The 12,840-nt window shown below is 65.2% G+C and carries 12 protein-coding genes; 7 read left to right on the plus strand and 5 right to left on the minus strand.

The genetic code is table 11. From position 1 onward, the window contains the following. The first annotated feature begins 8 nt into the window (after window positions 1-8). Genes mshL through LZ005_RS09440 form a run of 3 tightly spaced genes read left to right on the plus strand, consistent with a single transcriptional unit; the run spans window position 9 to window position 3,906 of the window. A complete protein-coding gene (gene mshL, locus LZ005_RS09430) occupies window positions 9-1,781 on the plus strand; it encodes a pilus (MSHA type) biogenesis protein MshL (RefSeq protein ID WP_237807014.1) in 1,773 nt (590 codons plus the stop codon). Continuing rightward, window positions 1,781-2,677, plus strand: coding sequence for an ExeA family protein (locus LZ005_RS09435; RefSeq protein WP_237807016.1), 897 nt, complete (start codon window positions 1,781-1,783; stop codon window positions 2,675-2,677). Before mshL ends, LZ005_RS09435 begins: the two co-directional genes overlap by 1 nt. Further along, complete coding sequence (locus LZ005_RS09440) at window positions 2,674-3,906, plus strand: lipopolysaccharide assembly protein LapB (protein ID WP_237807018.1); 1,233 nt, start codon at window positions 2,674-2,676, stop codon at window positions 3,904-3,906. Before LZ005_RS09435 ends, LZ005_RS09440 begins: the two co-directional genes overlap by 4 nt. A 15-nt stretch (window positions 3,907-3,921) precedes the next feature. Here the strand turns inward: LZ005_RS09440 and LZ005_RS09445 are convergent, their stop codons facing one another. The 3 genes from LZ005_RS09445 to LZ005_RS09455 are packed head-to-tail and all read right to left on the minus strand — an operon-like array spanning window position 3,922 to window position 6,476. Further along, a complete protein-coding gene (locus LZ005_RS09445) occupies window positions 3,922-4,845 on the minus strand; it encodes an HD-GYP domain-containing protein (protein ID WP_237807020.1) in 924 nt (307 codons plus the stop codon). 13 nt (window positions 4,846-4,858) lie between these two features. Further along, window positions 4,859-6,037 carry a pyridoxal phosphate-dependent aminotransferase gene (locus LZ005_RS09450; RefSeq protein ID WP_237807022.1) on the minus strand — a complete coding sequence of 393 codons (1,179 nt, stop codon included), beginning with the start codon at window positions 6,035-6,037 and terminating at the stop codon, window positions 4,859-4,861. Beyond that, the gene (locus LZ005_RS09455; protein ID WP_237807024.1) at window positions 6,012-6,476 is read right to left on the minus strand and encodes a putative toxin-antitoxin system toxin component, PIN family; all 465 of its coding nucleotides are present in this window, start codon (window positions 6,474-6,476) and stop codon (window positions 6,012-6,014) included. Before LZ005_RS09455 ends, LZ005_RS09450 begins: the two co-directional genes overlap by 26 nt. Before the next feature lie 33 nt (window positions 6,477-6,509). On the opposite strand from LZ005_RS09455, the gene yaaA reads away from it, so the two are divergent. Beyond that, the gene (yaaA, locus tag LZ005_RS09460) at window positions 6,510-7,280 is read left to right on the plus strand and encodes a peroxide stress protein YaaA (RefSeq protein WP_237807025.1); all 771 of its coding nucleotides are present in this window, start codon (window positions 6,510-6,512) and stop codon (window positions 7,278-7,280) included. Window positions 7,281-7,347: 67 nt separating this feature from the next. Here yaaA and LZ005_RS09465 read toward each other — a convergent pair whose 3' ends face one another. Further along, the gene (locus LZ005_RS09465) at window positions 7,348-8,136 is read right to left on the minus strand and encodes an outer membrane protein assembly factor BamD (RefSeq protein WP_237807027.1); all 789 of its coding nucleotides are present in this window, start codon (window positions 8,134-8,136) and stop codon (window positions 7,348-7,350) included. 60 nt (window positions 8,137-8,196) lie between these two features. Here LZ005_RS09465 and LZ005_RS09470 point away from each other — a divergent pair, with 60 nt between their 5' ends. Together LZ005_RS09470 and pgeF are read left to right on the plus strand one after the other, a co-directional pair. After that, complete coding sequence (locus LZ005_RS09470; protein ID WP_237807812.1) at window positions 8,197-9,204, plus strand: RluA family pseudouridine synthase; 1,008 nt, start codon at window positions 8,197-8,199, stop codon at window positions 9,202-9,204. Then, window positions 9,191-9,985 (plus strand): peptidoglycan editing factor PgeF, encoded by a 795-nt coding sequence (pgeF, locus tag LZ005_RS09475; RefSeq protein ID WP_237807029.1) that lies wholly within the window; start codon window positions 9,191-9,193, stop codon window positions 9,983-9,985. The genes LZ005_RS09470 and pgeF overlap by 14 nt, the downstream gene beginning before the upstream one ends. Here pgeF and LZ005_RS09480 read toward each other — a convergent pair. After that, window positions 9,982-10,965, minus strand: coding sequence for a hypothetical protein (locus tag LZ005_RS09480; RefSeq protein ID WP_237807031.1), 984 nt, complete (start codon window positions 10,963-10,965; stop codon window positions 9,982-9,984). The genes pgeF and LZ005_RS09480 overlap by 4 nt on opposite strands. Window positions 10,966-10,994: 29 nt before the next feature. Between LZ005_RS09480 and phaC the strand changes: the two genes are divergently transcribed. Beyond that, window positions 10,995-12,734, plus strand: a complete 1,740-nt coding sequence (gene phaC, locus LZ005_RS09485; RefSeq protein WP_237807033.1) for a class I poly(R)-hydroxyalkanoic acid synthase — start codon at window positions 10,995-10,997, stop codon at window positions 12,732-12,734. Window positions 12,735-12,840 lie beyond the last annotated feature (106 nt).

Here is a 12,840-nt window from a genome sequence, read left to right on the forward strand (position 1 = left end):
GGAACACCATGCAAAGACTAAGCATCCTGGCGGTCCTGGTCTGCGCGCTGAGTGCGTGCGCAAGCCCGGGCAAGGCGCCCAAGAACGCCACCCTTGATCAGATCGAGGCCACCCTGGCACAAGCGGCCGGGAAGGGCGCTGCGCCCGTTTCCGACGAGGCCGTGGCGAATGCCCTGCTGCCGCCGGTGTCGGCCCTGGCCGACCAGCTGCCCAAGGCGCGCCAGGCGCTGGAAGAGCGCTTCGATGTCAAAGTTAATAACGCCGCCGCGCCGCAATTCTTTAATTCGCTCGTGGCCGGTACGCGCTACAACATGCTGGTGCACCCGGATGTGACCGGCACGATCAGCGTCAATCTCAAGGACGTGACGATGGTCGAGGCCCTCGAGGCTGTGCGCGACCTGTACGGCTACGACTTCAGTATCGTCGGCAACCGGATTCAGGTGAAACCGCTGACCATGCAGACCAAGATGTTCCAGGTGAACTATCTGGTCGGTACCCGCCGCGGCCTGTCGAATCTGCGTGTCAGCTCGACCTCGGTCGGGACGGCCGGCCAGACCCAGGCCGGCAATCAGGGCGGCGTGACCGGCGGCTTGCCGGGGCAGGGCACCCCTGGCCAGCCGGGCAATCAGCAACAGAATCAGAACCAGATCGATTCGGCCAGTGTGAACACGGTCAACTCGGCCGATTTCTGGGCCGATCTGCGCAAGGCCCTGGAAGCCATCGTCGGCCAGGCCGACGGCCGCAGCGTGGTCGTCAGCCCGCAGTCGGGCATGCTGGTCGTGCGCGCCATGCCGGACGAGCTGCGCGCCGTGGAAGCCTATCTGAAGGCGACCCAGCTGTCGGTCGACCGCCAGGTGATCCTCGAGGCCAAGATCCTCGAAGTGGAACTCAGTGAAAACTTCCAGTCGGGTATCAACTGGGCCTCGTTCGCGTCCTTCCGCAGCTCGCACGGCAATCGCGTGTCGACCGGTCTGGTGTCGCCCGGCACGACGCTGCAGCCGCTGCCCTTCGATGGCAGCCAGCCGGCCAGTGCCGTGATCGGCAGCCTGACGGCCAGCAGCGGCTACTCGCTGAGCAATGCGGCCACGGCCGCGGGCTCGCTGTTTGGCTTCGCCTTCCAGACCAGCAATTTCGCCGCGCTGATTTCCTTCCTGGAGTCGCAGGGCACCGTGCATGTGCTGTCCAGTCCGCGTGTGACGGCGATGAACAATCAGAAGTCGGTGCTGAAGATCGGTACCGACGAGTTCTACGTGACCGGCGTGCAGACCACCCAGACCGTGGCCAATAATGGCAGCACGGCGGCCTCGCCGAACGTGACCTTGCAGCCCTTCTTCTCGGGCGTGGTGCTGGACGTGACCCCGCAGATCGACGATCGCGGCAATATCGTGCTGCATGTGCACCCCTCGGTCAGCCAGGTGACGACCAAGAACCAGGGCGTGAATCTGGGTAATGCCGGTAATCTGCAGCTGCCGCTGCCTTCGTCCTCGACCTCGGAAATGGATACGCTCGTGCGTGGCCAGGATGGGCGCGTGGTGGCCATTGGCGGCCTGATGCGTCAGGCCTCGGTCGACGACAATTCCGGCCTGCCTGGCGTGTCCGATGTGCCGGTGCTCGGCACGCTGTTCCGCAACAAGACGCGCACCTTGCAGAAGCGTGAGCTGGTGGTGCTGATCAAGCCCACCATCGTGGAAGACGCGACCAGCTGGAGCAATGACCTGCTCGACACCGGCCGCCGCATTCAGGACATGGACCCGCGCCGCGGCGCGACGGAGCGCAAGTAATGTACACCGCTCACTTCGGCCTGCGCGAAATCCCCTTCGGCATCACGCCGGATACCAGCTATTTCTTCACCAGCCCGCATGCGCAGGAAGCCCTGAACACGCTGCTGGTGGCGGCGCGCAATGGCGAAGGCTTCATCAAGATCACCGGTGAAGTGGGGACCGGCAAGACCCTGCTGTGCCGTAAGTTCATGGCCACGCTCGACGAGCATTTCGTCACGGCCTATATTCCGAATCCCTATCTGGAGCCGCGCACCCTGATGCTGGCCCTGGCCGATGAACTCGAGCTGACGCTGGAGAAGGACGTCGACCAGCACCAGATGCTCAAGGCCATCACCCAGCGCCTGGTCGACTTGGCCCATCAGGACAAGCGCGTGATTCTGTGCCTGGACGAAGCCCAGGCCATCCCGCTCGAAAGCCTGGAAGCGCTGCGCCTGCTGACCAATCTGGAAACCGAAAAGCGCAAGCTGCTGCAGATCGTGCTGTTCGGTCAGCCCGAGCTCGATACCAATCTCGAGCTGCCCTCGATCCGCCAGCTGGCCCAGCGCATCACTTTCCATTACCACCTCGGCCCGCTTACGCGCGACGAGATGGAGTATTACGTGGCGCACCGACTGCGCGTGGCCGGCTATACCGGCGGCCCGCTGTTCACGCGCGCCGCGATGGCGCGGCTGTATGCCGTGAGTGGCGGCGTGCCGCGCCTGATCAACATCCTCGCCCACAAGTCCATGATGCTGTGCTTCGGCGAAGGCAAACAACAAATCAAGAAGACGCACGTCGAGGAGGCGGCACGCGATACCGTCGCCACCAAAACCGTGCGCTGGCTGCCGTGGGCCATCGGCGCGGCAGCCGCCGGCGTGCTGGGTCTGGGCGCCGCTTTGTGGGTGGCGTTGCGATGAGTCTCATAAATAAAATGCTGAAGGACCTGGACGCGCGCGGCCAGATGTCCAGTCATTCGGCCCAGCCGCATATCAAGCTGGCCGCCGTCGAAGAACCGATGGTCAGTCCGCGCACCATGGTGAGCCTGGTGGCGCTCGGTCTGGCCCTGGCCTATGCCAGCTGGATGCTGTATGGCTACTTCAAGAAGCCGAAAGGGCCGCGCCCGCTCGGCGCCGCCATCACGGCCAGCGCTCCGGCCACGGCCGTGCAGGCGCCGCCCGCAGTGAGCGTGGCTGCGCCGCCGCCCGTCAGCGGGGCTTTTGGTCCGGCCTCGGCAGCCGCTTCGGCGCCGGTGGCCAGTGCGCCCGCGCCGGCCAAAGCCGCCGCCGACGCCAAACCGGCGCCCGTCGCCGCGCCCGCGCCGGTCGAGAACAAAGTGGCCGCGCCCGCGCAGAAACCGCAAGCCCCGGCGCTGGCGGCTGCGGCGGCTCCGGCCGAGCCCAAGCCGGCCGCCAGGACCGAGCCGGCGCCCAAACTCGAGGCCGCCGCACCGCGCTTGGCCGAGGCGACACCGTCCGATAAGCCGGCCGCGAAAGCCGCCAAGGGCCGCAAGAGCGCGCCGTCGGCCAGCGCCAGTGCGCCAGCCGCGCCGGTGCTGAGCGAATCGCGTGAGATGAGTCCGCAGCAGCGCGCCGAAGCCGCGTATGCCAAGGCCCTGGCCGCGCTGCCCGATGGCCGGGTGGCCGAGGCCATGTCCCAGCTCGAGCAGGCGGTCCAGCTCGATCCGCGCCATGACGCGGCCCGTCAGGCCCTGGTGCGTCTGCTGCTGGAAAACCGCCGCACCGAGGAAGCCATGCGCCAGCTGCAGAACGGCCTCTCGCTCGACCCGCGCCAGCCCGACATGGCCATGCTGCTGGCCCGTCTGCAGATCGACCGCGGCCAGTCCGGCGTCGACACGCTGATGCGCACCGCGCCTTATGCCAACGGCAATGGCGAGTATTTCGCCTTCCTCGGCGGGGCGCTGCAACGCGAGCAGCGCAATGTCGAAGCGGCCGAGGCCTATCGGATGGCGCTCAAGACCGCGCCGGGCAATGGTGTCTGGTGGGTCGGCCTGGGGATTTCGCTGCAGGCCAACAAGCAGCAGCCTGAAGCGGTGGAAGCCTTCCAGAAAGCGCGCAACGCCAGCAATCTGTCGCCCGAACTGCGCGCCTTTGTGGACCGCAAACTGGCCCAGCTCGGCGCCCGCTGAACCCGGCCGCCCGGCTTACAGGGCGGCCGTTTCTCCCCACACCTGTTTCATCGAGAAGCGCGCACCGGCTTCATCCTCGTGCACGGCGGCGGCAATGGCGAAGCCCATTTCACGGCTGCTGTGCAGAGCCGGGGTGGGGCGCAGCACAAACACGCGCCAGTCCTCGGGCGCAGCCTGATGGGCGACCACGCCGGTGGCGCCATTTTCCAGACGCACCAGCGTACCCGGTGGATAGAGGCCAAGCCGGTCGCGAAATAACCGGGCCAGGCCGGCATCGACCGGGGCCGCGCCGGCGCCCAGCAGTTGGGACAGCGCGGCCGGCGGCAGCAGCGAGCGGCGGTAATTGCGCGCCGAAACATGGGCGCAATAGCGGTCGGCCAGACCGATCAGCTTGGCATTGCGCGGAATCGCGTCGCCGCTGCGGCCCTCCGGATAGCCGCTGCCATCCTCATGCTCGTGGTGCAGCAGCACATAGTCGAGCCAGTCATCATCGACGACGCCGGCCTCGCGCAGCAGATTCGCGCCGGCGCTCGGGTGGCGCTGGACGATCGCGCGCTCCGCTGGCGACAGCATGCCCGGCTTGGCCTGAAAGTGTTCAGCCTCTTTCAGCATGCCGGCGTTCATGGTCAGTGCGGCCGCGGTGGCGCAGTCGATTTCCTCGGCACTGCTGTCGAGCGCCAATTCCATCAGCACGACCACGATGGCCGTTTCCACGCAATGGCGCACCGTGTACAGGCCGCCGATTTGATTAAGGAAGATGCTGGCCAGGGCCACGTCGGGATCGCGCTGGACGGCGGCGGCGACGCGCTGCGCAAGCTGGCGCAGCGACTGATCGGCTGCGGCCTTGCCGCGCAGGCCCAGCAGGATCTGCTCGAGCTCACGGCAGGCCGCGTTCAGTTCATGCAGCACCGATTGCGGCGCCGCGGCCAAGTGCATCATGGCAGTCCCCTTGTCAGAGACGGGCCAGGCGCTCCAGGGCCAGGCGCAGCGTCTCGTCTTTTTTGGCGAAGCAAAAACGCACGATGCCGGATTCCTGCCCATGCCGGTAGAAGGCCGAGACAGGGATCGCGGCGACCCCGATTTCGGTGGTCAGAAAGCGTGCGAAGTCCGCTTCCAGTATAGGCGAAATGGCCGTGTACCGGACACATTGGAAGTAGGTGCCGTCGGCTGGCAGCAACGTAAAGCGCGTACCGGCCAGGCCGGCGCGAAACAGGTCGCGTTTGCGCTGATAAAAGGCCGGCAGATCGCGGTAGGGCGCCGGATCGGCCAGGTGGGTGGCCAGGCCCGCCTGCATCGGGGTGTTGACGGAAAAGACGTTGTACTGGTGCACCTTGCGGAACTCCGCCATCAGCGGCGCGGGCGCCACCACATAGCCGAGCTTCCAGCCCGTCACATGGTAGGTCTTGCCGAAGCTGGAGACGACGAAGGCGCGCGCCGCCAGGTCCGGATGGCGGCAGACCGACTCATGGCGCAGGCCGTCGAACACCATGTGCTCATACACCTCGTCCGACAGCAGCAGGATGTCGGTACCGCGCACGATGTCGGCCAGGGCGCGCAGGTCGGATTCGCGCAGGACGGTACCGGTTGGGTTGTGCGGCGTGTTGAGGATGATGAGGCGCGTGCGCGGCGAGACCGCGTCGGCCAGCGCCTCCCAATCGACGCGGTAGCCGTGTTCGTCGAGCTGCATCGGGACCCCGACCGCCAGGCCGCCGGCCAGCTCGATGGCGGGTAGGTAGCTATCATAGGCCGGCTCGATGATGATGACCTCGTCGCCGGGATGGACCGCGCACAGAATCGCCGTGGTCAAGGCCTGGGTGGCGCCGGCGGTGACGGTGATCTCGCTGTCGATGTCGTACTGCTGACTATAGCAGGCCGCAATCTTGTGTGCGATGGCCGTGCGCAGGGACGGCAGGCCCGTCATCGGCGCGTACTGGTTGTGGCCGGCGCGCATGGCCGTCTCGACGGCCGACAGCAGGGCCGGGTCGCAATCGAAGTCCGGAAAGCCCTGGCCGAGGTTGACGGCGCCGTGTTCGGCCGCCAGGGCCGACATGACGCTGAACACCGTGGTGCCCACGGCCGGCAGTTTGCTTTTCAGGACGGGTGTATCAGGATGGGAGGGCTGAGTGTGCATCTGCACATTCTAGCGCGAAGGCGCCGACCCAGTCCTCGGGCGTCACAATGCGGAACAGGCGCGCGGCAGCCGTGCGCTTGTTCAGTTTGAGCAGGGCCTTGTCCTTGCTGATCAGGACATCCGCCCCCGCATCGCGCGCCAGTTCCAGGAACTTCTGGTCCTCGCGGTCGGTGCAGACCGGCAGCAGCAAGGGGCGGGCAGGCGGCTCGATCAGCGTGATGGCCGCATCAAAGGCCGCCGCCGCGCGCGGGCGGGTCTCGGCGTCGAGCGGCAGATGCGGATAGTGCAGCACGAAGCGGAACTCCTTGCGGCAGGCCGGATTCGTCACGGCCTCGACCAGACCGGCCGCCAGCGCCGCGCGCAGGGAGGCCACGCGCGGGTCCTGCCAGACGAACAAATCGAGGCAGACATTGGTATCAAGAATCAGGCGCGGTATCATGCTGGGTTGAATTTTGTTGTCACCGATTATCGTATGCTGATTGTTCTTTCGCCAGCCAAATCGCTGGACCTCGACACCCCGTTCAAATCCAAGCTGCGCAGTACGCCCGATTTTCTGAGCGAGACGGCGACCCTGATCGACCTCCTGCGCGAACTCTCGCCGGGCCAGCTGTCCGAGCTGATGGACTTGTCCGACAAGCTGGCGGTGCTGAATGTCGGCCGCTATGCGAGCTGGAGCGGGGCGCCCGAGCACAGCCGCCCGGCCGTGATGATGTTCGACGGCGACGTCTACGACGGCCTGCAGGCGCGCAGCCTGACGCCCAAGCAGCTCGAGTATGCCCAGCAGCATGTGCGCATCCTGTCCGGCCTGTATGGGCGCCTGCGCCCGATGGACCTGATCGAAGCGCACCGGCTCGAAATGGGCACGGCGCTGGCCAATCCGCGCGGCAAAGACCTGTACGCGTTCTGGGGCGAGCGCATCACCCAGGCCCTGCAGGCCGACATCGATGCCGTGGGCGCGACGGCGCTGGTGAACCTGGCCTCCGACGAGTACTTCAAGTCGGTCAAACCCAAGCAGCTGAGCGTACCCGTGATCACGCCCGTGTTCGAGGACTACAAGGGCGGCAAGTACAAGATTATTTCCTTCTTCGCCAAGCGCGCGCGCGGCATGATGGCGCGCTATGCCGCCCAGAAAGGCCTGAGCGACCCGGCCGGGCTGAAGCGATTCAAAGAAGACGGCTACGTCTACGACAAGGCCGCCTCGACCGACACGACCTGGGTCTTCCGCCGCAAAATTGCCCCCTAAACAAATCGGGGTCAGACCCCATTTTTCTAAGACGAAAAATGGGGTCTGACCCCGATTTTGCTGGAACTCAATTCCAGAACTTGTACCAGGGCTTTTCGGGCTTGGCGTAGGGCAGTTTGGAGTTCGGGAAGCTGCGCTGGAACACGCGCATGGTGTCGTCGCGCAGGTCGTTCATGCCCATCTTGTCGTAGCACTTGGCCATCATCCACAGCGCGTCTTCGATGGCGGGCGCGTCGCGGTAGTCGGCCACCGCACCCTGGGCACGGTTGAGGGCGGCCACGAAGGCGCCGCGCCGGTAGTAGTACTTGGCCACGTGCACTTCGTACGAGGCCATGGCATTGACCAGGTATTTCATACGCGCCACGGAATCGGCCGCGTAGGGACTATTGGGGAATTTGTCGACCAGCTGCTTGAAGGCGACAAAGGCTTCGCGCGTGGCTTTCGGGTCGCGCTCGGTCAGGTCCTGCTCGTACAGGAAGCCAAGCAGGCCGATCTGATCGTTAAAATTGATCAGGCCGCGCAGGTAGTACATGTAGTCGACGTTCGGATGATTCGGGTGCAGTTTGATGAAGCGTTCGACCGCTGCCAGGGCCTCGGCCTGGTCGCCTTGCTTGTACTTGCCATAGGCGATTTCCATCTGCGCCTGCTGAGCATACACACCAAACGGATAGCTGGATTCGAGCTTTTCGAACAGGCTCACGGCACGCTCGAAATTCTTCGCGTCCATTTCCTCGCGCGCCTCCTTGTATAATTTGGGGGCAGACCAGCCTTTGGTTTCGTCTGCTTTTTCCCCAAACATACCGCAACCGGCAAGAAGAACAGACGCTGCGATGGCCGCTAACAGTTTTTTTTGCATAGCTCTTTGCACGAAGTAGTGAACCGAAACAACAACGAAAGGCTGATTATAGCCGATGGGATTGCCGTGTCAGACAAGGAATCTGTAAGCGAATTTGACTTTGAGGACGAGATCGAGGGCGAGGCCCCCGGTTGGGACCCCATCGAATTGCAATTATCTGCCGAACACTGCGGCCAGCGCCTGGACAAAGTCGTGGCCGGCCTGGTGCCGCAGTACTCGCGCAGCCGCCTGGCGGAATGGATCAACGGGGGCTTCGTCACCGTCGATGGCAAGGTGGCGCGTGGCAAGGATACGGTCTACGGCGACGAAACCGTGATCGTCTCGCCCCAGGCCCAGCCTGAGGACGCCGCCTACACGCCCGAGCCGATCGCGCTCGAGATCGTGTACGAGGATGAGGACATCATCGTCGTCAACAAGCCGGCCGGCCTGGTCGTGCATCCCGGCGCCGGCAACTGGTCGGGCACTTTGCTCAACGGTCTGCTGCACCATTGCCCGCAGCTGGCCAAGGTGCCGCGCGCCGGCATCGTGCACCGCCTGGACAAGGACACCAGCGGCTTGATGGTGGTGGGTAAGACCCTGGCCTCACAGACCGACCTGGTGCGCCAGCTGCAGGCGCGCACCGTCAAGCGCGAATACTACGCGCTGGTGTGGGGCACGCCTTACCTGCAGGGGACCATCGACCGCCCGATGGGCCGCCACCCGCAGAACCGCATCAAGATGGCGGTGTCCACCAGCTTGCTGGCGAAGCCGGCCATCACCCACTTTGAGCGTCTGGGTGAAGGAAAGTTCGACGGCAAACCGGTCAGCCTGCTGCGCTGCTCGCTCGAAACGGGCCGTACCCACCAGATTCGCGTGCATATGGCCGCTACCGGCTTCCCGCTGGTCGGCGACACGCTGTACGGCAAGCCGCATCTGCAGCATCTGTTCCCGCGTCAGGCCCTGCAGGCCCGCCGCCTGGGGCTCAGCCACCCGCGTACGGGCGAGCCCTGCGAATGGACGGTGCCGCTGGCCGAGGATTTTGCGGAACTCATCGCCCAATGCGGGATCGAAGAACTTGAAGACGACTGACGTGCATCCGCTGCTGCTGTTGCCGGACTGGCCGGATCTGCCGGCGCGTGCGCGCGCCTGCAGCACCACGCGTATCGGCGGTGTCAGCAGCGGTGCGTTTGACGACGGGCAGGGCGGCGGCGGTCTGAATCTGGGCCGCCATGTCGGCGACGACGATGCCAATGTGCTGGAGAATCGGCGCCGCCTGCAGGCGGCCCTTGGCGTGCGGCCGGCTTTTGTATCGCAGGTGCATGGCGTGGCCGTGGCCGATGCGGCTGCCGTGCTGGCGCCGGACGCGCCTGTGCATACGGCGGACGCGCTGATCGCCACCACCACCGGGCAGGCCTGCACGATCATGACGGCGGACTGCTTGCCCGTGCTGTTTGCTGCCTTGGACGGCAGCTGTGTCGGCGCGGCCCACGCGGGCTGGCGCGGTCTGGCCGATGGGGTACTGGCCAGTACGGTAGCGGCCATGCGCGCGGCCGGTGCCGGCGAACTGACTTGCTGGCTTGGCCCGGCCATCGGTCCGGCCCAGTTTGAAGTTGGCGCCGAGGTGCTCGACACCTTTGTCCAGCGCCTGGGCGAGGGTGCGCGTGCGGCCTTCGCCGCCTATCCTGGCCGGGCTGGCAAGTACCGTGCCGATATCTACGCGCTCGCCCGTCTGGCACTGGGGCAGGCGGGTGTGCACCGCATCCATGGCGGCGGCCGCTGCACGGTTAGCGAACGTGCGCTGTTCTATTCCTACCGGCGCGAGCGGGCCACGGGCCGCCAGGCCAGCCTGATCTGGCTGGCTGCTGATTAATCGATACTCGGATATGGCGTCGGCGCGGGCGTCGGCGCTGGTGCGCTCGGCGGGTCGAAGCTGCCGAGATTGAAATCGAGCCCTGGCATGTCGAGCGTCGGGGCGGGCGTTGGCGCCGGCGTGGGCGCAGCGGCCGGCGGGGTGAAGTCGAGGGCGCCGAAGTCCAGCGGCGGCAGGTCCAGGTGCTCGGCGGCAGCCGGCGCCGGCGTCGGGGCCGGCGTGGGGGAGGGGGCCGACGTGGGGACATCGAAATCGAGTGCCCCGATATCGAGCGGCGGCAGATCCGCGGCCGGTGCGCTCGTGGCCGTGTCGATGCTCGCTTCGGCCTGCAGCGCCGCGGCCTCCGCGGCGGCGGCTTCCTCTTCGGCTGCCATGGCTTCTTCCAGCAAACGGCGCGCTTCCTCCGACAAGCCTGTATCCGCCGTGTCTGCCTGGGCCTGTGCTTCGGCCGCGGCGGCTTCCTCCTCGGCTGCCATCGCTTCTTCCAGCAAGCGCTTGGCTTCATCGGACAGGCCGCTCTCGGCCGGCGCGATGTCGACCATCTGCAGGGTGGGCAAGGGAGCCGGTGCGGGCGACAGGTCGAGGGCTGGCAGGGCTGGCGCGTCGGTCGGTATGTCGATGGGCATGAGCAGCGGCGCCTCGGTCGGGGCTGCTGTCGGGGCCGCGGTCGGCGCCTCAGTCGGGGCTTCGGTCGGCGCTTCGGTCGGGGCGATCAGGGTCTCAGCCAGGGCCGCAGTCAGCACGGGGGCGGGCGCTTCCGGCGTGTCGAGCACAGGCTCGACCGGTGTGATGTCGGTTTGACGCTGCAGCAGGGAGCGGATCGGGCGTTTCGGTTTGCGGCCCACGAGGTAATACAGTATGCTCAGCGGCACTATGCAGTACATCACAAAGGTCATGATTCCGCTGACGATGTTTTTTTCCGCATCCACCAAGGCCATCAGGCCGACCACATAGACCCACGCCAGTACCACTACCCACATATTTTTCTCCACAAAGAACACGCCGACACATGGATCAGTTCAAAAATCTGCCCGATGCGCAAGCGATGGCCGCCTGGATGTCGCAATTCCAGGACCCGAAAACCTGGCAACAGTGGTTCAAGGTTCCCGAGCTGGAGTCCAATCCGTTTTCAGGCATTCTCAAGGATGCCGGCGCTCTGATCAAGCCTGCAACACTTGAGAAATTAAAGCAAGATTATATGCAGGAGGTGGGGAGCCTGTGGCAAAGTTTTATGGCCGGCCAGCCGCCCGTGCTGAAAGACCGCCGTTTTTCGGCGCCGGAATGGCTGGCGAATCCCGTGTCGGCCTTCCAGGCGGCCTCGTATCTGTTGAACGCCAAGTTCCTGATGGCCATGGCGGACGCCGTCGAGGCCCCGCACAAGGAGCGCCAGAAGATCCAATTCGCCGTGCAACAAATGGTCGATGCCATGTCACCGGCCAACTTCCTGGCGACCAATCCCGAGGCGCAGCAAAAGCTGATCGACACCAAGGGCGAGAGCCTGGCCAAGGGCCTGGCCAATATGCTGGCCGACATCGGCAAGGGCCGCATCTCGCAGTCGGACGAATCGGCCTTTGAGGTGGGCCGCAACGTCGCCACCACGGAAGGCGCTGTCGTTTTCGAGAACGACTTGTTCCAGCTGATTCAATACAAGCCGCTGACCACCACCGTGCACCAGACGCCGCTGCTGATGGTCCCGCCGTGCATCAACAAGTTCTACATCCTCGACCTGCAGCCCGAGAATTCGGTCGTGCGTTACGCGGTGGAGCAGGGCAATACGGTGTTCCTCGTTTCCTGGCGCAACCCGGACAAGGAGCTGGCCAAGGTCACCTGGGATGACTACATCGAAAAAGGCGCGATCCAGGCGATGCGCGTGGCCCAGGCCATCAGCGGCCAGGAGAAGCTGAACCTGTTCGGTTTCTGCGTGGGCGGCACCATCGTCAGCACGGCGCTGGCGGTGCTGGCCGCGCGCGGTGAGCAGGTGGCCAATAGCCTGACCCTGCTGACCACCTTCCTCGACTTCAGCGACACCGGCGTGCTCGAAGTCTTCGTCGACGAAGCCCAGGTGGCGCTGCGCGAGCAGACTCTGGCCAATGGCGGCCTGATGGCGGGCCGCGACCTGGCCTCGACCTTCTCGGCCCTGCGCCCGAACGATCTGGTGTGGAACTACGTGCAGTCCAACTACCTGAAGGGCAATAGCCCGCCGCCGTTCGACCTGCTCTACTGGAATGCCGACAGCACCAATCTGCCGGGCCCGATGTTCTGCTGGTATCTGCGTAACACCTATCTCGAGAATAGCCTGAAGGTGCCGGGCAAGCTAAAGGTGGCGGGCCAGAAGGTCGACCTCGGCAAGATCGACTGCCCGGCCTTCATCTACGGCTCGCGCGAGGATCACATCGTGCCCTGGGCCTCGGCCTATGCCTCGCTGCATGTGCTCAATCCGAAGAAGCCGAAGAACAACCGCTTCGTGCTGGGCGCTTCGGGCCACATCGCCGGTGTGATCAATCCGGCCTCGAAAGGCAAGCGCAGCCACTGGACCAATGCCAAGGCCGACAAGGCGGCCAAGCCGCTGAGCGCAGAGGACTGGTTCGCCGGCGCAACCGAGCACAGCGGCAGCTGGTGGACGGAGTGGGCGGCCTTCCTCAAGCAGCACGGCGGCAAGTCGGTCAAAGCCCCGGCGCGCCTCGGCAATACCAAATACAAACCAATCGAGGCGGCCCCGGGCCGTTATGTGAAAGTGCGGGCCGACTGAGGCGCAACAGCCTAGTTTGCAATGCAATATTTTTATAGCCTGCATGGCGCCAACCTGCCTATAATGCAAGCTTGGGTGCAGTCAACAACACAGCTGGAGACGCGCT

The organism is Massilia sp. TS11, assembly GCF_022012445.1.
Classification (GTDB): domain Bacteria; phylum Pseudomonadota; class Gammaproteobacteria; order Burkholderiales; family Burkholderiaceae_D; genus Telluria.

Excerpts from the sequence above, each read along its gene's own strand:
- mshL (WP_237807014.1), top strand. The coding sequence starts at position 9 with ATGCAAAGACTAAGCATCCTGGCGGTCCTGGTCTGCGCGCTGAGTGCG.
- LZ005_RS09455 (WP_237807024.1), bottom strand. The coding sequence starts at position 6,476 with ATGATACCGCGCCTGATTCTTGATACCAATGTCTGCCTCGATTTGTTC.
- LZ005_RS09445 (WP_237807020.1), bottom strand. The coding sequence starts at position 4,845 with ATGATGCACTTGGCCGCGGCGCCGCAATCGGTGCTGCATGAACTGAAC.
- phaC (WP_237807033.1), top strand. The coding sequence starts at position 10,995 with ATGGATCAGTTCAAAAATCTGCCCGATGCGCAAGCGATGGCCGCCTGG.
- LZ005_RS09450 (WP_237807022.1), bottom strand. The coding sequence starts at position 6,037 with ATGCACACTCAGCCCTCCCATCCTGATACACCCGTCCTGAAAAGCAAA.
- LZ005_RS09465 (WP_237807027.1), bottom strand. The coding sequence starts at position 8,136 with ATGCAAAAAAAACTGTTAGCGGCCATCGCAGCGTCTGTTCTTCTTGCC.
- LZ005_RS09440 (WP_237807018.1), top strand. The coding sequence starts at position 2,674 with ATGAGTCTCATAAATAAAATGCTGAAGGACCTGGACGCGCGCGGCCAG.
- yaaA (WP_237807025.1), top strand. The coding sequence starts at position 6,510 with ATGCTGATTGTTCTTTCGCCAGCCAAATCGCTGGACCTCGACACCCCG.
- LZ005_RS09435 (WP_237807016.1), top strand. The coding sequence starts at position 1,781 with ATGTACACCGCTCACTTCGGCCTGCGCGAAATCCCCTTCGGCATCACG.
- LZ005_RS09480 (WP_237807031.1), bottom strand. The coding sequence starts at position 10,965 with ATGTGGGTAGTGGTACTGGCGTGGGTCTATGTGGTCGGCCTGATGGCC.